This is a genomic window from Neosynechococcus sphagnicola sy1, assembly GCF_000775285.1.
Taxonomy (GTDB): domain Bacteria; phylum Cyanobacteriota; class Cyanobacteriia; order Neosynechococcales; family Neosynechococcaceae; genus Neosynechococcus; species Neosynechococcus sphagnicola.
This window is the reverse complement of sequence record NZ_JJML01000002.1, coordinates 145787-165891: the sequence shown is the minus strand read 5'-3', so window position 1 is coordinate 165891 and position 20105 is coordinate 145787. Positions and strand designations below refer to the sequence as shown.

22 protein-coding genes and 2 pseudogenes are annotated in these 20105 nt (G+C 53.4%); 8 read left to right on the top strand and 16 right to left on the bottom strand.

Annotated features, from left to right (window positions below; genetic code table 11):
* The first annotated feature begins 35 nt into the window (after positions 1–35).
* Positions 36–332, top strand: coding sequence for a hypothetical protein (locus tag DO97_RS01515; protein WP_036530604.1), 297 nt, complete (start codon positions 36–38; stop codon positions 330–332).
* Between the two features lie 304 nt (positions 333–636).
* Here the strand turns inward: DO97_RS01515 and DO97_RS01510 are convergent, their stop codons facing one another.
* From DO97_RS01510 to DO97_RS01455, 12 genes are all read right to left on the bottom strand, one after another.
* On the bottom strand, positions 637–1026 hold the full coding sequence (locus tag DO97_RS01510) for a phage holin family protein (protein ID WP_036530603.1): 390 nt from the start codon (positions 1024–1026) through the stop codon (positions 637–639).
* A 51-nt stretch (positions 1027–1077) separates the two neighbouring features.
* Complete coding sequence (locus DO97_RS01505; protein ID WP_036530601.1) at positions 1078–1272, bottom strand: YqaE/Pmp3 family membrane protein; 195 nt, start codon at positions 1270–1272, stop codon at positions 1078–1080.
* Positions 1273–1318: 46 nt separating this feature from the next.
* Positions 1319–2074: a hypothetical protein gene (locus DO97_RS01500; protein ID WP_036530599.1), complete on the bottom strand. Its 756-nt coding sequence runs from the start codon at positions 2072–2074 to the stop codon at positions 1319–1321.
* A 263-nt stretch (positions 2075–2337) separates the two neighbouring features.
* A complete protein-coding gene (locus DO97_RS01495) occupies positions 2338–3285 on the bottom strand; it encodes a F0F1 ATP synthase subunit gamma (protein WP_036530597.1) in 948 nt (315 codons plus the stop codon).
* Between the two features lie 113 nt (positions 3286–3398).
* A complete protein-coding gene (gene atpA, locus DO97_RS01490) occupies positions 3399–4916 on the bottom strand; it encodes a F0F1 ATP synthase subunit alpha (RefSeq protein WP_036530595.1) in 1518 nt (505 codons plus the stop codon).
* An 86-nt stretch (positions 4917–5002) separates the two neighbouring features.
* Positions 5003–5557: an ATP synthase F1 subunit delta gene (gene atpH / locus DO97_RS01485; protein WP_036530593.1), complete on the bottom strand. Its 555-nt coding sequence runs from the start codon at positions 5555–5557 to the stop codon at positions 5003–5005.
* A complete protein-coding gene (locus DO97_RS01480) occupies positions 5554–6117 on the bottom strand; it encodes a F0F1 ATP synthase subunit B (RefSeq protein ID WP_036530591.1) in 564 nt (187 codons plus the stop codon). Before DO97_RS01480 ends, atpH begins: the two co-directional genes overlap by 4 nt.
* A 78-nt stretch (positions 6118–6195) precedes the next feature.
* Entirely contained in the window at positions 6196–6630 is a 435-nt protein-coding gene (locus tag DO97_RS01475) for a F0F1 ATP synthase subunit B' (protein WP_036530589.1), read from the bottom strand.
* A gap of 90 nt (positions 6631–6720) precedes the next feature.
* The gene (atpE, locus tag DO97_RS01470; protein ID WP_019493624.1) at positions 6721–6969 is read right to left on the bottom strand and encodes an ATP synthase F0 subunit C; all 249 of its coding nucleotides are present in this window, start codon (positions 6967–6969) and stop codon (positions 6721–6723) included.
* 111 nt (positions 6970–7080) lie between these two features.
* Positions 7081–7851, bottom strand: a complete 771-nt coding sequence (gene atpB / locus DO97_RS01465; RefSeq protein ID WP_036530654.1) for a F0F1 ATP synthase subunit A — start codon at positions 7849–7851, stop codon at positions 7081–7083.
* A 128-nt stretch (positions 7852–7979) separates the two neighbouring features.
* Positions 7980–8273, bottom strand: a complete 294-nt coding sequence (locus tag DO97_RS01460; RefSeq protein WP_204368417.1) for a hypothetical protein — start codon at positions 8271–8273, stop codon at positions 7980–7982.
* A 186-nt stretch (positions 8274–8459) separates the two neighbouring features.
* A complete protein-coding gene (locus DO97_RS01455) occupies positions 8460–9650 on the bottom strand; it encodes a class I SAM-dependent methyltransferase (RefSeq protein WP_036530584.1) in 1191 nt (396 codons plus the stop codon).
* Between the two features lie 196 nt (positions 9651–9846).
* Between DO97_RS01455 and DO97_RS01450 the strand changes: the two genes are divergently transcribed.
* Positions 9847–10221, top strand: a complete 375-nt coding sequence (locus DO97_RS01450) for a pentapeptide repeat-containing protein (RefSeq protein WP_036530582.1) — start codon at positions 9847–9849, stop codon at positions 10219–10221.
* Positions 10222–10229: 8 nt separating this feature from the next.
* Here DO97_RS01450 and DO97_RS30585 read toward each other — a convergent pair.
* The 4 genes and pseudogenes from DO97_RS30585 to DO97_RS01435 form a co-directional block, all read right to left on the bottom strand.
* A pseudogene (locus tag DO97_RS30585) lies at positions 10230–10310 on the bottom strand (TIGR04376 family protein); the annotation flags it as partial.
* On the bottom strand, positions 10285–10803 hold the full coding sequence (locus DO97_RS01445; protein WP_239651353.1) for a TIGR04376 family protein: 519 nt from the start codon (positions 10801–10803) through the stop codon (positions 10285–10287). The pseudogene DO97_RS30585 and the gene DO97_RS01445, both read right to left, overlap by 26 nt.
* A gap of 36 nt (positions 10804–10839) precedes the next feature.
* Positions 10840–11214 carry a hypothetical protein gene (locus DO97_RS01440; protein WP_036530581.1) on the bottom strand — a complete coding sequence of 125 codons (375 nt, stop codon included), beginning with the start codon at positions 11212–11214 and terminating at the stop codon, positions 10840–10842.
* Positions 11215–11355: 141 nt separating this feature from the next.
* A complete protein-coding gene (locus DO97_RS01435; RefSeq protein ID WP_036530579.1) occupies positions 11356–12024 on the bottom strand; it encodes a hypothetical protein in 669 nt (222 codons plus the stop codon).
* A 248-nt stretch (positions 12025–12272) separates the two neighbouring features.
* Between DO97_RS01435 and DO97_RS01430 the strand changes: the two genes are divergently transcribed.
* From DO97_RS01430 to DO97_RS01405, 6 genes and pseudogenes are all read left to right on the top strand, one after another.
* Entirely contained in the window at positions 12273–12707 is a 435-nt protein-coding gene (locus DO97_RS01430) for a hypothetical protein (RefSeq protein ID WP_036530578.1), read from the top strand.
* A gap of 265 nt (positions 12708–12972) precedes the next feature.
* Positions 12973–13155 carry an Hpt domain-containing protein gene (locus tag DO97_RS25660; protein WP_239651352.1) on the top strand — a complete coding sequence of 61 codons (183 nt, stop codon included), beginning with the start codon at positions 12973–12975 and terminating at the stop codon, positions 13153–13155.
* The gene (locus DO97_RS01420; protein WP_239651351.1) at positions 13142–13891 is read left to right on the top strand and encodes a histidine kinase; all 750 of its coding nucleotides are present in this window, start codon (positions 13142–13144) and stop codon (positions 13889–13891) included. The genes DO97_RS25660 and DO97_RS01420 overlap by 14 nt, the downstream gene beginning before the upstream one ends.
* Before the next feature lie 158 nt (positions 13892–14049).
* A complete protein-coding gene (locus tag DO97_RS01415; protein ID WP_052128243.1) occupies positions 14050–16374 on the top strand; it encodes a GAF domain-containing protein in 2325 nt (774 codons plus the stop codon).
* 113 nt (positions 16375–16487) lie between these two features.
* A pseudogene (locus tag DO97_RS01410) lies at positions 16488–19397 on the top strand (glycerol-3-phosphate acyltransferase).
* A 117-nt stretch (positions 19398–19514) separates the two neighbouring features.
* Positions 19515–19865, top strand: a complete 351-nt coding sequence (locus tag DO97_RS01405; RefSeq protein WP_036530575.1) for a hypothetical protein — start codon at positions 19515–19517, stop codon at positions 19863–19865.
* Positions 19866–20105 lie beyond the last annotated feature (240 nt).

Genomic DNA, 20105 nt, shown 5'->3' with positions numbered 1-20105 from the left:
TGATAAGATCCTGCGACCCACAGGGACAACGTGATATGAAAAAACTAACCTGTCCATCCTGCAAGAAAAATATTTCATTCTGGAACTTTGCGAAAGCTCCAACCCCATTTCATCTCAAGTGTGATCATTGCCATACTGAGTTAAAGCTAGAAAACCATGCGGGGGTAATTTTAGGCATTGCCATCGCTTTTGCACTGATCACAGGCTTGTTGATCTCCACTTTTAACATCTTTAACTTCTTTGTTATTTTGTTGAGTGTTGCTGCATCGTTTGAAGTTATACTTTTTATCCTGATCTCCGCTTTCGAGATCAAGCTTATAGCCAAAAAATAAGTATGAGATCGCTGTTATTTTGATCGGCACACTGTTACGGCAACTCAAATCCTGGAAAACCAACTAATAACAGTAGATCACTGGGTTACTGCGATCGCGCATCCCATGACTATTACTTTGATAGTTGATCCTTTGAAGGATAGCCATTGCCATAAGTCTGGGGGTAATGGCGGGTCAGGCAGTCTCTTCCAGAATCGGCATTTGATCGTCTGATCATGTCCTAATCTGCCTGACCAGCGCTATTTTAAAAAAGCTCAAGACCTTTGGTCAAGAGCTCTGCTAAATCATCGCTGAAAACCGATGTCTAACTGGCCTTTTCAGCAAGTTTTTTGTCGGGGGGTGAACCCATGCCTTTTTCAGCAAAGTACTTGTTCAAGAAGGTGCTGGCAAAGGTGAGGACAACGGGGCCAAAAATGAAGGCCAAGAAGCCGTGGACTGTAAAGCCAGGCACAAGCACTGAAGCCAACCAGAAACACAATCCATTGACCACAAATGAGAACAATCCCAAGGTCAGGAAGGTGATGGGGAGTGAGAGAACTGACAGAATCGGTCTGACAAAAGCATTGATAAACCCAACGGCGACACCCGCTAACAGGGCCGCTGGGAATGTGGCGATGTCTACTCCCGGTACCACTAGATCAACAATCAGAAGCCCTAAGGCTGTTGACAGGGTGATGACAAAATATCCAAGCATATCTTCCTTCCATTTATATTAAGTGATTCAACAACTCTCAAAACCAAACCTTTAACTCGCCTTGGGGGCTTGCTTGCTATCTAGTTCTTCATGTTTGGCGATCGCCCAAACGGCATGAATACTGCCTGGAATCCAACCCAACAGCGTGAGCAAAATGTTAATTAATAGGGTGGGGCCGAAGCCGAAGGTCAGAAAAATACCCAGGGGGGGAAGGACGATACCGATCAGAATTCTCATTAGTTTCATCGGGCTGATCTCACTCTCTGAATAAACGACAAAATGGGTTATCTAATCAACGCTTGGTCACGGTCTGCCAGAGGGCTTGTAATTGTTGCTTGATTTGTTGTTCTTTACGGGCAGCGGTTGCACCTGCTTCGCCCAGCTGAGTTTCAATTTCCGCCTGCTTTTGTAGGAGTGGATCACTGCCAAGGGTTTCTGCTTCAGCTTTGGTCGCTTCATACCAAGTTTTGGCATTCTCTAGTTGGTGCTTCACCTCTTGATAGCGATCGCCATAACGGGCAGCTAACTTCTCATCTAAAGCTGTCAATTGCATCTGCAATTGCTCATACTGCTGCTGTAGTCGGACAAATCCTTTCTGTTCCTTGACGGCGTTGACTGCTGACTCCATCACTGATTTGAGCCAAGTGGGCACTTCCTGACTCGTCGCTTCAATCGCGACCATGGTTCCATCAATTTCTTGCTCCAACTGCTGTTGCTGTTCCTCCACCTGAGCTTGGAGTTGTCTCAATTGAGATTGGCTTTGGGCGATCGCTGCCTTTTGGCGATGGGTCACTCCCTCAATGACACCTTCAATTGAAGCAGTAATCTCTGCTTTGGCCTCTTGATCCGGCTCTCGCTCTGGAGACGTCACTGCTGAGATCGCATCCTTGACAATCGACCGAATCTCACCCGTGCCTTCCTTGAGTTCAGCAATGGCCTGGGAAACGGCTTCCTGAATAATTTCTCGAATTCGCTCTGTCCTAAGACTTCCCTCTGCCTTTGCTTTTTCAAGGTTAGCTGTAATCTTTTCTTTCACTGAGTCAGCCATCCTTCACCCTCCATGTAAAAGACCTGGGTGATGCGAGAACCCAGCTGCGATCGCTGGGTTAGTTCTCACTGTCTCTTACATCCTGGCTTGATACCTCTCAGTTGGCGTGGGGGGATAACCGCCCCTCCTGTTTCACGGATTATCCCTGAGACCAATCCAGGACAGCGATCGCTGCCTCCTAGGGTAGGATCATCCAGCCCTTGAAAAAATAAAAAGCGCCCAGGTAACCATCCTAGACGCCCTTACCATCATGTGATGTCGTTTTATTTCAGAGCTTCAGCACCACCAACGACCTCCAGAATTTCCTGGGTGATGGCGGCTTGCCGTGCCTTGTTATAGGACAGCGTCAGGCTACTAATCAGGTCGCTGGCGTTTTCGCTGGCGTTGTTCATCGCAGTCATTCGTGCCGCCAGTTCGCTAGCGGCTGATTCTTGGAGTGCCCGCAGAATCTGGTTATTTAAATACAGGGGCAAAAGTGCATTCAGAATTTGTACTGGATCTTGCTCAAAGAGCATGTCCTGGGGAAGTGCTTGGGTCGAGGCTGGGACTCGCTCCCGCTCCACCTGGAATTGTCCGCCCCGGGTTGTCAGCCGGAAAATTTCATCATCACTGACCTCCAGACCTTGAGGATCAAGGGGCAGCAGGGTTTGAATGACGGGACGTGAGCTAATTAAGGAAACAAACCGAGTGTAGACCAACTCGACGCGATCGACGGATTCGGAGAGAAACAGAGACAGTAATTCATTGGCAATCATCGAAGCTTCGTCTGCCGTGGGAATTTGTTCAATCCCGACGTAGGAAGCGTCAATCGGTTGCTCCCGACGCTGAAAGTACTGAGTGGCTTTGCGGCCTACCAGCACATATTGGTACCCAATCCCGTCAGAGGCTAATTCCCGGGCTCGGGTCTCGGCTCGGCGGATGACATTGGTGTTGTAAGCACCACAAAGACCACGATCACCCGAAATCACGAGTAATCCGACCTTCTGAACGTCACGTTTTTTCAGCAGCGGTAAATCGGCCTCTTCAAACTTGAGTCGTGCCTGAAGTCCATAGAGCACCTGGGCTAGGCGATCGGCAAAGGGACGGGTAGCAATCACCTGTTCCTGGGCACGACGCACTTTGGCAGCAGCCACTAGGCGCATGGCTTCCGTGATCTTTTTCGTGTTTTTGACCGACTTGATGCGATCGCGGATACTTTTGAGATTTGCCATAGGTTTAGGAGCTATGAATGAGGAACTTAAGCACGGGAACAGGGTGCTAAAGGCTAGAACATGACGTTAGACATCACAGGTGTCCGCAATTTCTAGCCTCCAGCCCTTCTGAATTACACCGTTGCCAGAAAGGTCTTCTTGAATTCCGCGATCGCTTCCTTCAACAGGGTTTCAGCCTCATCACCCAGTTTCTTTTCGGTCTGAAGTAGCTCCCCATAGCGAGCTTTGCTGGTGCGCAGGTAGTCCCGCAGACCCTTGGTGAAGCCAGTCACCTTCTCCACCGGGAGATCATCTAGATAACCGTTGATGCCAGCGTAAATAATCGCCACCTGCTCAGCCAAGGGCAGGGGAGAATATTGTGGTTGCTTTAGCAGTTCCCGCAGACGCTGACCCCGCGCCAGTTGATTCTGAGTCGCCTTATCCAAATCTGAGGCAAATTGTGCAAAGGCTTCTAATTCAGCAAACTGAGCCAGCTCTAGTTTTACCTTCCCAGCCACTTGCTTCATCGCCTTTGTCTGCGCTGCCGAACCCACCCGAGAGACGGAGATCCCCGCATTCACCGCCGGGCGCAATCCCGCATTGAACAGATCGGTGGAGAGGAAAATTTGACCGTCCGTAATCGAGATCACGTTCGTAGGAATGTAGGCCGACACATCACCGGCTTGGGTTTCAATAATCGGCAGCGCTGTCATGCTCCCTTCCCCCAGTTCATTACTGAGTTTCGCTGCCCGCTCCAGCAAGCGAGAGTGGAGATAGAACACATCCCCAGGATAGGCTTCCCGACCAGGGGGACGACGCAGCAACAGGGACATTTGACGATAGGCCTGGGCTTGCTTGGAGAGGTCATCATAGATCACCAAGGTAGCTTTGCCACGGTACATGAAGTACTCGGCCAGAGTGGCTCCGGTGTAGGGTGCCAGATATTGCAAGGTTGCCGGATCGTTAGCGTTGGCTGCAACCACAATGGTGTAATCCATTGCTCCCTTTTCCTGGAAGACGTTGATCACATTGGCAACCGTCGAAGCTTTCTGACCAATGGCCACATAGACGCAGACGACATCGCCGCCCTTTTGGTTGAGGATGGTATCGACCGCAATGGAAGTTTTCCCGGTTTGGCGATCGCCGATGATCAATTCCCGCTGTCCCCGGCCAATGGGGATCATGGAGTCAATTGCGGTAATACCGGTTTGCATCGGTTCATAGACCGAACGACGGTCAATAATCCCAGGGGCGGGGGATTCAATCAGGCGAGATTCCGTGGTGTGAATTTCCCCTTTTCCATCTAAGGGGCGGGCGAGGGCATCCACCACCCGCCCGATCATGGCTTCACCCAGGGGAATTTGGGCAATTCTCCCCGTGGAGGTGACGGTACTACCTTCTTGGATGGCACGGCCATCCCCCATTAACACCGCCCCGACGTTATCTTCTTCAAGATTCTGGGCGATCCCTACGGTGCCATCTGCAAACTCTAAAAGTTCACCAGCCTTGACCTGCTCGAGGCCATAGATCCGGGCAATACCATCGCCCACTTGCAACACCGTACCGACGTTAGAGACCTTAACGTCTTGGTCATACTGCTCAATTTGCTGCCGAATAATACTGCTGATTTCGTCAGGTCTAATGCTTACCATGGGAGTTGTTTAGTTACTGATTGTGAATGGTTGAAACAGCTTTAACAAAGTGTCAGGTAGCGTTCAGCCCTAGCCGTGGGTCGTGACTAGAGAGCACTCGTGAGGCGAATTCCGATGCGACGGAGTTGTCCGCGCAAGCTGGCATCAATCACCTGAGAACCAACCTTGATAATCACTCCACCAATTAAGTCCGGGTCAATCCGGACATCCAGATCAACCTGGTGCGCCCCGGTGAGGGCAATCACCTGTTGAGAAATCGCCTGCCGTTGAGTTTCTGAGAGCGACACCGCAGCCATCACCTCAGCCAGAACGGTCTGTTTTAACTGTCGTAGCCGTACCTGAAACTGTTGGCAAATCCCTTCTAGAAACAGAATCCGGCGACGATCCACCAGCACCATGAGGAAATTTTGTACTAGAGGATGGACTGGATCACCCGTAATTTGCTTCAGGACAGCTTTTTTATCGTTAACCTGGACAAAGGGGTTGGCTAGGAACTCTTGCAAGTCAGCGGATTCCCGGATCAGGTTCAGAAGATAGGCCACATCGTCCCCAAACCGATCCACAAGATTTTGGGACTGGGCAATGGACATCAAAGCCGTTGCATAGGGCTCAAATACTTCTGTGCTAACGAGACTGCTCATCTAGAACCTCCCAGGAGAGCAATACTGCGATCGATCAATTGCTGTTGCTTTGCCGCATCCAACTGTGACTTTAATTGTGATTCCACCTGGGTCAAGGCCAAAGTGGCAATCCGCTGTCGCAGCTCTCCCATAACCCGTTCTTGGGCGGAGGTCAAGTCCTGAACAGCGTTCTCCTGCATCCGTTTCACATCGTCGGCTGCCTTGGCTAAAATAGCCGCCCGTGCAGCTTTCGCCGTTTCTGTCGCGCTAGCACGAATCTTTTCAACCTCTGCTTGAGCTTGGGTCAACTTCTGTTGCTCTTCGGCAAGGGCGATCGCAGCTTGCTGCCGTTTGGCTTCAGCCTCTTGAATCGCCACCGCGATCGCCTCACGACGTTCAGTTAACACTTTTCCCAGAAATTGCCGCCCAAAGTAGAACAGCACAGCAATTACAATCGCCAGGTTGATCAGGTTCGTTTCCAGGAGATTGAAGTTCAACCCAATCCCATGCGCTTCCACTGCTTCTGCGAGTTGCGAGGCAGCGGCGCTAGGCTCTGTCGCTAGCCATAAAAAGCTCCCCATGACACTTATCCCTAACTGCACAACTTCATCTCAACGATCAGGACTTGCCCACCCAGAGAAGCTCCGAGGGGTAAAACCTTAAGAATTCACCAAGGATGCTCCCAAGAGCTTCTCCAGGATCTGGCGACTGAGGGCATCCACCTGCCGTTCCAGGGTCGTCATTGCCGCTTGCTTCTGTTGCTCTAGCTCTGCCTGAGCTTGCTCTCGTTGCATTTGAGCCTCTTTTTGAGCCTCAGCAATTGTCTGAGCTGCTAGCTTTTGAGCTTCGGCCTCCGCTGCGGCAATGGTAGCCTGATACTCTCTTCGGGTTTCTGCCAATTCTTGTTCGTACTGTTTTGCCAAATTTTCGGCCTTGGCCAAGCGTTCCCGAGCCTCCGTTTCATTGGTGCGAATATACTCGCTCCGCTCTTCAATGACCCTTGTCAGGGGCTTATAGAAGATGGCATTGAGTAGCGCCGCCAACAGTAGAAACTGCACAGCCATTAACGGCAGTGTGGCATCAAAATCAAACATGCGTTTTCTCCTTAGCAGTTGGCTTGATGACAACTGGAGTGATAGAGGGGCGATACAGTTCCCCACCTCTATCACTCCAGCAAAACTGTGCTAGGCAGAGAAAGGATTAGCAAACAACAGCACCAAGGCAATCACTAGACCATAGATGGTCAAGGACTCCATGAACGCCAGGGTTAGCAGCAAGGTACCGCGAATCTTGCCTTCTGCTTCTGGCTGACGGGCAATCCCTTCGACCGCTTGACCAGCAGCATTCCCTTGTCCAATCCCAGGGCCGATGGCAGCGAGACCAATGGCGAGGGCAGCAGCTAAAACAGAAGCAGCAGAAACTAATGGATCCATGATGAGCTTTCCTACCTTTTGTACAAAATCAATCGAAATTAATCACCGAACTACGTGACAGTACTCACTATCACCACTCGCAAGCGGGTGCATCACCCCTGCTGAAGAGGATTAATGTTCCCCTCCATGCTCTTCGCCAATCTCCAGTGCCTCATGGATGTAAGCGGCTGCCAGGGTCGCAAACACCAGTGCTTGAATGGCACTGGTAAAGAGTCCTAGCATCATCACTGGCAGCGGTACAAACAAGGGCACTAGGAGTACCAACACCGCGACCACCAATTCATCTGCCAGAATGTTCCCAAACAAACGGAAACTCAGGGAGAGAGGCTTGGTAAAATCTTCCAAAATTGCGATCGGCAATAGGATCGGTGTTGGATGAATATACTTGGCAAAATACCCCAAGCCTGACTTGCGGAACCCCGCATAAAAGTATGCAAGGGAAACCAGCAGCGCCAGGGCAACGGTTGTGTTGATATCATTGGTCGGTGCGGCCAGTTCACCTTCAGGTAGCTGAATCAGCTTCCAAGGTACGAGGGCACCTGACCAGTTGCAGGCAAAAATGAACAAGAATAGTGTACCGATGAAAGGAACCCAGGGGCGATACTCCTTTTCACCAATTTGATTCCTGGTTAAATCTCGAACATATTCCAAGGCGTATTCCATGAAATTCTGAATTCCACTGGGGACGCGCTGCACATTTCGAGTGGCCAGTACTGAAGCCAGAACCAAGACACTAATCACGATCCAAGAGGTGATAAACACCTGTCCGTGAATTTTGAGGTTACCAATCTGCCAGTAAAGATGATGACCAACCTCTAGCTTGGCAAGGAAGAAGGTGTTAAAACTAGGGAAAAAATTCAAGAATAGGCTGCTCTGGTGCATCATTTGCCCAACCTCATCAAAACGCCACCAATGAAAAACGTGCTCTCACGGTTTACAACCTGCCACCTACGAAGACTCAGCTACAAAAGCAGCTTTTAGCACATAGATGATGAGCGTAATTTTGTAAGTCAGAAATCCCAGAAAAACTGGGTAGAACCACCAACTGCTGCCATTGTGTGGCGAAGATCATCAACCCCCACAAAAACAGCAAAGTGAGCCTTCCCCATGCGTTTCGTTTGACTTCCAAGTTGCTCGACATTCCTGGCCAACAAACTTAAGTAAACCACACCCGCACATGCCCCTATCAAATAGTTCAGAGCGATGGTCAGAGAATAGAAACCCCAGACGCAGCCAAAAATGCTAAGGGACAACAAGCTGGTAATGGTCAGCAAGTTGCGCTTGAGTTGGTAGTACTCTCCCATAGCTCCACCTCCCTCAGAAACTGGGGCAGACGAGCCTACAGTTGCTTCGGTGGTCTTTAAAGAGCTAGGCGCAGGCAATTGATCTGACAAATCCACAACACTCACAAACGAGTCTAGAGAACTGTTTTCAGCCCGTAAAACCATCGATAATCATACCATGGGGTGGAAACAATACTTAAAAAAGTATTAACCGGGTGTTAGCAATAGCAATTGCTGCTGGCAGAGGGTGCGCACCTCGGCTAAGTCTAGATCTACCTCGGTGAGAATGGCACCAATGGTACGTGTTTGCTGTGGTTCACAGGCTTGGAGAAACTGAAACGTGGCGGGGGAGAGTTGAATAATCTCATAGTTGGCGTTGAACAGGCACTGGCTCGGCCACCCATCCATACAGGGACTGCGTTCTGGAATCGCCGCCAAGAGTGCCTGATCATCAGTCCAGTCCCATCGGGGGAGTGGGGCTTTACCGAGAAAAAATTCGTAGTGGGTTGCCAGATCGGGATGGAGAAGTTCGGCCAGACGGTATCGTTGGCGATCGCTGAGGGACTGGACTCGCTGCATCAGCTCAGAATTGCTTCCCAGTAATGCTTCCAGGTTCCAGGAGTTGGGGTTAGAAAACCCAATAAATTCCAGGCCGGAGGCATCAATTAACTCAAACAGGCTCTCAATGTTGTAGTCAATTTCCTGGGGATGGACGTACATATCTGCAAAACATTCATCCCGCTGGTTTTCCAGGGACCAGCGTTCTCGTTCTCGCCGTACCAGGCGATTGTTCTCGGGGAGGGTGGCAAACAGTTGCCGTCCCACCTTTACCCCATCGGGATAATCCCCTCGTTTCTCTGCCTGTAACAGGGCGATCGCCGCTTGCATCAGCTTGATTTCCCAACGACCCAGTTCACCATAGACAAAAATGTGCATCAGCCCTCCAGGGGCAAGTTTCTGCGCTAGGGCTTGGATGCCTCGGATTGGATCGGGCAGGTGGTGCAGGACTCCCACACAGTTAATGAGATCAAATCCACCGGGGAGTTGTTCAGCCTCGTACAGACTCAGGTGGTGAAACGTCACCCGATCCGCGCCAGATCGCTGACAGCGCTCCTGGGCCACTGCCAAAGCACCGGCACTGAGATCAATTCCTACCACTGTGGCTTGAGGGTTCAGATGCACTAAATATTCGGTGCCCACCCCGGTTCCACACCCCGCATCTAAAATCCGGATGGCTTGGGTCTCGGGTTGACACCCGGTGCAAAAGTTGTAGGCAGTACGCCAATTCCAGCGCCAGTTATAGCCAGGAGGTGGGGCATCCAGTAAGGGCTCGGGCGGGAAGGGATAGGTATCGTACAGCTTGGCAACAGCAGCGCTAATTGCTTTAGAGTCTGTCATGATCCACAAAGTAACAGCATTCTTGAGTGTATCGAGTCTCGTTGGTCATAGAGACGCACACTTTACGGAGTGCAATCAAAACCCCAGGGCAGGCGTCACAATGTTGTGAAACCCTGATTTTTTAGCCATGCGGCTACCCATCTCCCCATCCGGTGGGTGATAACTAGGGTGGAACTGCTATCGCTGTGGCTAGTCTGTGTCTCGCCTGCAACCCTATCGAGCTGTCAATGATGTCTCAGAACTGCTGGAGCGATATCAAGCAGGGGAGCGAGATTTCTTGAAAGCAGATTTAGGCGGTGCCATGCTTCAGGCTGCGGATCTGCGGGATGTCAATCTTATGGTGGCGAATCTGGCGGACGCAAATCTGGCGGATGCCAATCTCAGGGGAGCAGACTTGTTTGAAGCCAATCTCAGGGGCACCAATTTGGGTGGTACCGACCTCTGTGGTGCCGATCTGCGGGGGACAAACCTGGGGAAAGCCTATCTCTTTGGGGCAAAGTACGATCGGGAAACCTGTTTTCCTCGCCGTTTTGATCCGAGCACCAAAGGGATGCAGTTATTGTCAGTCTAATCGGGTAGTTATCGGCCCATGCGCCGCTTCATTTGCTCCAGTTCATCCTCTGTTTCCCAGCGATTAAATTTTTCTTCTAAGGGGTCTGGCTGGTTGTGCAGGGGGGTTAAAGGGACGATCCCAGCTAGAGGCAGCCCCTTGATGTTGTGCCGTTGATGCCTGGTTTGCCACTACTTGGGCTACCTTCGTCCCCACCTCTTGGCGGCGGGCTGTGATTTTCCGGTGGAGTTCCTCGGCTTGGCGCAGTCGCTCACCCAACATCTCCATTTGACCCCAGCGTTGATTGCCCTCCCGCAATAAGGCCGATTCTCGCTCTTGGGCAGCCTCTGCTAAGTCAACTCGACCCGCAGCCCTGGCTTTATCAACACGAGTATGCCAGCGCTGGATCTCTTGGGCAATGGCGAGAATCTCCGCCTGGGATTGCTGCTGTTGCTGCTTGAGATCCGCTATCAGTTCCTGGGTTTCGGTTTCCTGCTCCCGAAGTTTTTCTTCTAAAGCCTGTAACGCGAGGTGAGGATTTTCCCGTAAAAATTCCTCTAGACGACGTTCGAGAAACTGGCTCAGGTCTTCAAATAAGCCCATACTGGGCACTCCCACCGCGAAAAATTCACCCCTATCCTAGAACTTTTGGCCAATCTCAATGGTATAAACCTCCCGATTGCGCCGAATTACCACCTCTTGATTGGCAACCTGCATTAAAGACCAACCACTGCTGCCAATCGTTTCTCCCACATAGACGCGCCGACTGATGCCATTGATGCTAAATAGCGCCGCTGACTGATTGCCCAACTCAAATACCCCCGTGAGAATATGCTGCACCTTCGGAACCGGGGGGGGCACCGCTGCGGTTGGCTGAATGGGGGCAGGGGTAATGGAGGGCAGGGGAACTGCGGCAGGGGCGGAGGTTGATGGTGTCATGGGTGGCAGCCACTGACTGGGGGAGCCTTCGGCGGGTGGGGGGGAGGGCCGGTACTGGAATCTTCGGAAGGTCATTGGTGCCCCCCGTTGTGGGTGCTACCACTTTTAGATTCCCTGGTGCAGGTGGCGATACCCCTAAGGAACGATTGGGATTCAGAGCCGTGGCCGTTGTTGTCTGGGTGCGCTCTAGACGGGAAAGCGCTTGCTGCAAGTAGTTTAAAAAAGGGATCTCCTCCAGGGCTGGGAGGTTGGGAGATCAAGGCTTGGGGGGGAAGCGGCGGCGTTGACGACGGGTGTGCCCGCCAGATGACTCTGTTGACTCGCTAACCAAATCCCTGCCAAACCAATCAGAGTCATGCCTCCCCCAAGCAAGAGCTGCTGCATATCCAGCGATCGCCAGATGGGGTGGGGATGAATCAGCGTAGGGTCAGTCCCATCGGCACCCACCCCTAAAGTTGGGTCGGCAACCGCTGTCGCTTCCACTGGCATCCAGTCGTAGGGGTCATGAAGGGTGACAGCAGCGGTCGGCTGACTCCTGTAGGGAACCAGATCGGACGGGGTGGTCGCTTCTAGGGTTGCAGACAACGACTGCATGGAGAGCAGAGTTGTTGATCGCTGCTCAGACATCGGGGAAGATGCCCCATTTACCCCCTGAGACGGCAGTTTCATTCCCTCGCTGAATACATGCTCCACCTCCTGGAAGAGTTCGTCCATCAGATGCTCGGCATGGAGTTCAACTGCGTCTGTTTCATGGCTCGATGCTATGCCAGAGGTCAAAACAGCAGAGAGAACTGCATTTGCAGCCGTAGGTTCGGGGGAGGTCTCAGACTCTAAGGCAAGGCGCTCTAGAGTACCCTGACTGGAACGGACACTCGATGACGACATAAGCCAGCAGATAACTGTTGCACTAACAGTACAGCGTAAGGGACACCGGATCGGTTCAGAAAGATCCTAAAAGATCCTACCGATAGTGAAACATGTTTATTCACAAATGGCAGTAATTTCAACAGACGGTTCGGCAGCTCTAGGAGTTCCAGAAGGCTTTCAGCTCAGGGGTCGTGTGTCGGTTTCTCCCCCCGAGTACCAGTTATAGTGATTCCATAATTCCCATGATGATGTCCAGGAGCGAGCCTATGGCGTTAGTACGTCGGCTGAAGTTGTTACCGTGGAAAGAATTGCTGCCAGTTGCTGCCCTGACAACGGTTGTGACCCTTGCCCTCGACTTTCTCTTGTTCTTAGGGTTTGAGCATCTACCCCCCATTCACCGCATGTTTCAGCTGCTGTTATCTCCGGGACTGGGAACATTAGTTGTCCTCGGAATCGGCATTGCCATGGGTGTTCTCGCTGTCTATGCCTTAGAACGTCTCTATCAACCCATTCTGATCAATGCGGCAAGTCTCTGGGCATTGTTTTTCTGTGTCTTGTTGCTGGTGCTCTGTGTGCGGGTGCTGCCCTTACCAGGGTTGATCCTAGGTCAAGGCTCCCCAGTGCTGTTTGGGGTCTTGCTGGGGATCTTTTGGAAAGGTCGTCCTTACTGTCGCGGCACATCTAGATGTCGGCGCTGCTAGGTACTAACAGTCCGGCGGCGATCATCGCCATCGCCGCTCCCCTAGAGCTAGGCCGGTGGGAGACCATCGCTGCCCCATCAACCCAGAATGTCAAGGCTGATCCTTCCCCAATTTGGGAGCGATCGCATATTCTTTATCTCAACCACATATTTAGATTTAATAGCACTGTTCTAATATCTAAAGAAGAATTGGGCATCTTAGGGGCGAACCCCTTGCTAAGGCCCTTGCTTGGGATCTTGAAGTCTTGCATTTGAGGAGCATTGCCGTGCAGTCAGGGAAGCAACAGCAGATTGTCGGTTATTTCATTGAGGAAGCCAGGGAACACCTCAACACGCTCGAACGAGGATTCCTCGATCTCCAGACCACCGTGGATGATTCAGACATGATTAATGAATTGTTTCGCGCCGCTCACTCGGTCAACGGGGGGGGCAGCCATGTTGGGGTTTGACGGCATTCACCGCACCGCCCACCACCTGGAAGATTGCCTCAAATTACTCAAAGACCATCCCATCAACATTGACCAAAAATTAGAATCCCTATTTTTGAAAGGCTTTGATTCCCTGCGGGAGTTGACTGACTGTATTCAGGGTCCCTTTGGTTTTCGAGAAGAAGATGCTCAGCAATTACTCCAAGAATCAGAACCCATCTTTACCCAGTTGCAAAACCACCTCAGCTTTTTGATGAATGGGGTAGAAGTCACCCCTGAGCCTGCCAGACGACTGGTGGGGGCTAATTTTGCTGCCCAGGTGAATGAGATTCTTAAGCAAGCCCTGCCCTTCTTCAAGCAAGCACCGACCGCTGCGGGACGACAGCAAATTGTCATGTGTTGCGATCGCCTGATTCAGTTGTGTCCGGGGGTCGAACCTTGGCGATCGCTGATTCAGACGATCCAGCGGGCGGTGGCAAATTCCCAAACTCCCTACCCCACGCTGGCTCCAATTCTGATTAAAGAAATCAAACAGGCCAGTGAACTGCTCCTGGCCGAGAATCCTGGGGCGATCGCCCCCAGTCCTAGCCTACAAAAACTAGCAGCGGCTTCCGGGACGATAGGGGTCAGTCCCGCAACCCAACCCCTCACGGTTCCCGCAGAACCCCAGGCGGTCGCACGGGTGTTAATTGAATCCTTTAACAAGCAACAACTCCGAGAAATTGCTCAGTTGTTGGTGGCAGCGCTCAAGGCTTGAGGTGGATCGTACACCCCCGTCTGACAAGCATCTTCTCGGGGGCAGAGACTCATTAGGAGCAGCTCTGGGTTTAACCCGATCAGGTGTTGGCTGGATCACGATCACCATTCAAGAATGGAGGTAATCGACTCACCCACTCAAGATAATGTTTTGAAGTAATGCCCAACCCACCTCCGGTTTCCGATCTGTGCTACTTGGTTCAGCCGACACTCCTGCAAGGTGTGGCTCAGGCAACCAATCAATTGCTGATTCATCAGGACTTCGACAGCGCGATCGCCCAGGCATTGGCAATCCTCGGAGAGGTCACAGGGGTAGATCGGGTGTATATCTTTGAGACCCATCCCCATCCGGAAACCACAGAACCTGCCATGAGTCAGCGGTTTGAGTGGGCACGGCCCTCTGTGACGGCACAACACCCCAATCCCCAGCTTCAGAACCTCAGCTATCGTGGTGCTGGTCTATTGCGGTGGCTGGAAAAGCTGACGGCGGGGGAGTCCATCGCCGGACTCGTGCGGGAGTTTCCTGCTGGAGAGCGACCTTGTCTGGAGGCGCAGGAGATTCGCTCTATCCTGGTGGTGCCGATCTTGATTCAACCCGGTGAGCATCCATCCTATGCTGAATTGTCCCAGTCCCCATCGGCGGTTCCTGTGCTCTGGGGGTTTATTGGGTTTGATGATTGTCACTGCGATCGCCAATGGTCTGGGGATGAAGAAGCGGTGTTAATGACCATGGCTGCCAATGTGGGGGGTCTGATTGCCCAACAACAAACCCTGGAGGCATTGCGGGTTTCTGAAGAAAAATTTTCCAAAGCCTTTCGAGCCAGTCCCAACCCCCTAAGCCTTTCAACCCTTCAAGAAGGGCGGTTTATTGAAGTCAATCACAGTTTCCTCCGCATCAGTGGTTACCAACGTTCTGAAGTCATTGGCCACACGGTTGCCGAGTTACAACTCTGGCTCGATTCCCCCGCCCGTGAGGGTCAAAGGCCGGCCTTCGGCCATCGCCTGTTACAACAATTGCAAACCCAGAGAGAAGTCCAGGAACTGGAGTGTCGATTTCGAACAAAATCCGGTGAGACGTTCATTGGCCTGCTGTCGGCAGAGCTGATTTATGTCAATGGGGTTGCCTGTATCCTCGCGGTCACCACCGACATTACAGAGCGCAAACGCTCAGAATTGCTGCTGCAAGCCTCGGCGGAACGGGCGCGACTCTTAGCCGAGGTGAGTTTACGAATTCGCCAATCCCTCGATCTAGAGACTATCCTCAACACCGCCGTGTTGGAAGTCAGACACCTGCTACAAGCTGATCGGGTCTTGATCGGGCAGATGACGGGGGAGACTCGGGGGCAGGTGGTTGCGGAATCCGTTGCTCCTGACCGCATGTCGTTGAAAGGCTGGGTGGCTGATGAATGTTCCTTGAGAGAATTCCGAGCCAAGTTTGAGCAGCGCCATCCCCAGGCCATCGACGATATCGCCGAGTTGCAGTTTTCTCCCTGGCTGACCTCCTACTACCGGCGGTTTGAGATTAAAGCCAGTTTGGCGGTGCCGAGTTTTGTCGATCAGCAACTCTATGGGGTACTGGTCGCTCAGCAATGTTCCGCCCCTCGTCATTGGCAAGCCGCAGAGGTGGAATTACTGGAACAGTTAGCGACTCAGATCGCGATCGCCACCCAACAGGCCCAGCTGTATCACCAGGTGCAGACCCTCAACACCACGCTGGAGCAGCAGGTGGCAGACCGCACCGCCCAAATCCAGCAAAAGGTGCAGGAGCTTCAGGAACTCAATCAACTGAAGGAAGCCTTTATGCAGTCGGTGACCCATGAGCTGCGGACACCGGTGATGGGCACCATAATGGTGCTGAAGAATTTGCTCCGCCATTCCGAAGATCCCATCCCCCTGAGTCGTTGCTTGTTAGACCGGATGATCCAGAGCTGCGATCGCCAACTGTTAATGATTAACTCTCTGTTGGATGTCCATCGGAGCGAACTCCAAGGGGTGACCCTGACGTGCCAGCCCCTGAGACTCCAGGAGTGGCTGCCGCAATTGCTCAGCAAGCTAGCGCCCAACCTTGATAAAAACCAGGCCACGGTCAGCTATGACCTCGCAGCTGACCTCCCCCCGATTACCACGGATCCCACCCAACTACAGCGAGTCTTTGAGAACTTAATCACCACCGCCCTGAAGCACAATCCGCCAGGTTTAGCGTTGTCGGTGCAAGCGTGGGTTGCCAGCGGCATGTTACATTGCACCCTTGCGGACAATGGCATTGGGCTGGAGGCCGAGGACTGCGATCGCCTGTTTGAACTCTATACCCAGGGAGGCAACACCCGATACTGTCCCAGCATGGGCATGCAATTGTACTTGTGTCGGCAAATTATCACGGCCAATGGCGGTGAAATTGGGGTGCGGAGTCAAGCGGGGGCAGGGGTTACCTTCTGGTTTACCTTGCCGCTGCAAGCCCCCGCCTCCTGTCTTCGCCCCCGTTAGGAGTGCCCCGCTCAGGAGTTCAGAAAATTCGGTGGGTTGTCTATCCTGGGGATAGCTGGATCCTACTTTCACAAACGCCATGACCATCACACTGACCCAGGTCGGGGGGTGCGCTGCTGATTTTTGTTCTCTGCCCACTCTTCGGGGGGGCTGCCGCTGATTGACTGGATCACCGCTGCGATCGCCCAGCAAAAATTGACCCAGGTAGGCACGGGCAACCTCAGTGTGACCGCAGCCTTTTACCATCGGGGGGCGCTTGGCCGGAACCTTAGCAGTTCTGTCAGAGGCATTCAAGGGAATTGCCACGGTGCTGCTGGCACGGCAGTTTTTCCCCCTTGACCCCACCTGGGAGTTAATCGCCTTGATGGCTCTGGTAACGGGACGCTACTGGATGGGACGGGGAGCCGGAACCACCAATGTGGTCTGGGGCTATCTGGTCTATGACCCGGTGGTTGCTGGTCTCACCTTTGTGATTGGCGGCATTGGCTTTACGATTTTGCGGGAGCGCCACCAGGGACGCTGGGGGGTATTAGTCCTCTTTCCCTTGCTCACGGCTTTACGCCATCCCCAGGATCTCTCCCAGATTGGGGCGGCGATCGCCCTGGCCGTCTTAATGGCCTGGATCTACCAGCACATTCCCGATGATTTAGATTTGGAACCATCCCAGGGACAGCCCAGTTCCCAAGGGATGTTTCACTTTTTTCGCGGCGATGGTCAAAGACCGGCCTCTGGCCATCGCGCCCTCGTCTCCCTGGATCAACCCCTCACGCCCCACCGAGTGGGCGCAAAGGCTGCAACCCTGGCCCAACTGCGGCGGCGGGGCTACCCTGTACCGGCGGGCTGGGTGATCCCACCGGGGGATGACCCAGAACCCCTGATGGGGTTTCTGCAACCCTCCCGACAGCGCCCCCTAGTGGTGCGATCCTCCACCATTGGGGAAGACTCCGAGGTAGCTTCCGCCGCTGGACAGTACACCACAGTGCTGAACGTCACCAATACTCCAGCACTGGAGGCCGCAATCGGTCGCTGTCTCGCTTCCTACGATCAACCGGCGGCGATTCAATATCGCCGCGATCGCCACCTCCCCGAAGATGCAATGGCTATCCTGATTCAGCAACAGGTAGAGGCTGTGTTTTCAGGGGTGGCCTTTAGCCGGGATCCGATTGCCTGTCAGGGGGATGCGGTGGTGATTGAAGCCCTCCCAGGGGCAGCCAGTCAGGTGGTTTCAGGGAAAGTGACACCGGAATGTTATCGGGTGTATATTCCCGAGGGTGAGATACGACCCCAGTCCAGTTGGCTACTCCCCGAGGAGCGAGCCTTGCCCCTGGAAGGTGCGGGGGATCTGCCCCCCCGCCTGATCCAACAGGTTGCCTACCTGGCTCGCCATCTGGAAGTTCACTACCACGGTATTCCCCAAGACATTGAGTGGAGCTTTGACGGACAAACCCTGTGGCTGTTGCAGTCGCGACCGATTACCACCCTGCTGCCGATCTGGACCCGCAAAATTGCCGCGGAAGTGATTCCCGGTGCCATTCGCCCCCTGACGTGGTCGATTAATCAACCCCTGACCTGTGGAGTTTGGGGGGAATTGTTCACGGTGGTTTTGGGGAAACGGGCGCAGGATCTAACCTTTGCAGCCACGGCCACCCTCCATGACTCCCATGCCTATTTCAATGCCTCCCTGCTGGGGCAAATTTTTCGCCGTATGGGATTGCCCCCCGAAAGTTTAGAGTTTCTCACCCGAGGAGCAAAATTCTCGCGTCCCCCCCTACTGGTGACTTTGGGGAATCTACCGGGACTGCTGCGGTTACTGGGGCGAGAACTACAACTGGTGAAGGACTTTCAACGGCAAGATCGCCACCAATTTCAGCCCACCTTAGCAGCCTTAGCTGCCCAGCCAGCCACAGATCTTAACGTCGATGCCTTGATAGCACGGATCGAGACCCTGTTAGCACTGCTTAAACGCGCAACCTACTTCAGCATTTTGGCTCCCCTCAGTGTGGCTCTGCGCCAAGCCCTGATTCGTGCCCCGGAAACGGCTTTGGATCAGGGGCAAACCCCAGAAGTCGCCGCTCTGCGATCGCTCCAAGCTTTAGCGGATCAAGCCCGTCCCTTGCTGACCCATCTGTCAACCACCCCAGTGCAGACAGAGACCGGGCTCCAGGCACTGGGAACCACCGCCTTAGGACTACACCTCCTCGACCAACTGCACCAACTACTGCAAGCGTACGGCTATCTCAGTCCGGTGGGCACTGACATTGCCATTCCCACCTGGAAAGAAGACCCCGCGATCGCCCTGGATTTATTTGTCCAGCTCTGCCTTGCTCCCCGACCCCCCGTCCCGATCCCCACGGAGACGACGGGCCTATCCGCGACTGCAAAGACGGGTCGATCTCAAAGGGCAGGTGACCGTTGTTTACAGTCGTTTGTTGGCAGAATTACGCTGGAGCTTTCTCGCCCTAGAGCAACACTGGCTAGCAGCGGGGCTGTTAGAGAAGCCGGGGGATATTTTCTTCCTGGAGTGGGACGAGATCCTACAGGGGGGCACCGCTGATCCCGCCCCCCAGATCCCAGCCCTCGGCGATCGCATTGCCCAACAGCGTCACCAGTGGCAACAAAACAGCCAACTCCCTGGGGTGCCACCGCTGATCTATGGCCATGCAGCACCCCGGGTGCCCAGTCCCAGTAGCGCTCATCCCCTGCAAATCCTCCAGGGGATTGGAGCCAGTCCCGGCTGCTGCGAAGGGGAGGTCAAGGTCTTGCGCACCCTACAGCTAGTCCCTGGTTTGGGGTCTCACATCATCCTTGTGGTTCCCTACACTGATTCTGGGTGGGCACCGCTGTTGGCTCGGGCCGGGGGCTTAATTGCCGAGGTTGGCGGTCGATTGTCCCATGGGGCGATCGTAGCTCGAGAGTATGGGATTCCGGCGGTGATGGACATCCCCCATGCCACTCAGGTGTTACGGGATGGGCAACGGGTTCGCATTGATGGACAATTGGGGACGGTTGAAATTTTGGCATGACCCTCCCCAGGGTCAGAACCAAGCGGGGGGATGATCCCCGCCAGTAACTTTTTGGATCACAGTGCATCCTGATGGTAACGGGGATGGCACAATGAAGAACAACGTTTCCCCGACCCTATGACTCGCGATCTGCCACCGCTTTGCCTCAGCCGCATCAGGGACAAACAAGCCAAAAATCGTCGCTCCCTTCGGATCATTCGGGCCATTCAGGGGAAATTGGGCGGGACGCTGCAGCAATTGGAGCAGCAAACAGCGGCGGGGACGAAAGCCCTGGATCGTATTGAAAAGTATCAAACCCTCATGGAACTGGCCCACGCCAATATCCTCCACCTGACAGAACGCCTAGCCATGGTTGAAGTACGGCTGTCCCATCAACAGGCACAAAATCATGCCAGGGTGGAGCACCTGGAAAAACGGATCTATACCCTGATTGGGCTAGGGGATGGTTGTGAGGTCGATCTAAGGTAGCAACTCTATGCTTGCTGGTGGGGTGGAGTCTCTCAAGCACATGGAAGCCTGGGCAGCGGCGCATTGGCTCAACTGCGATCGCGATCGCCTTCAGGTTTGCCTCGCCCAACACCAAGCTCATTTGAGGGATCTGAAAGCTCGGCATCCCCATCCCAGAATTTTGCTGATGGAGCGGGAGCCCCTGAACTTCCTGGCCGGGTTGACAGTTGCTGCAGGTGTAGATTGTACGCTGGTTTTTAG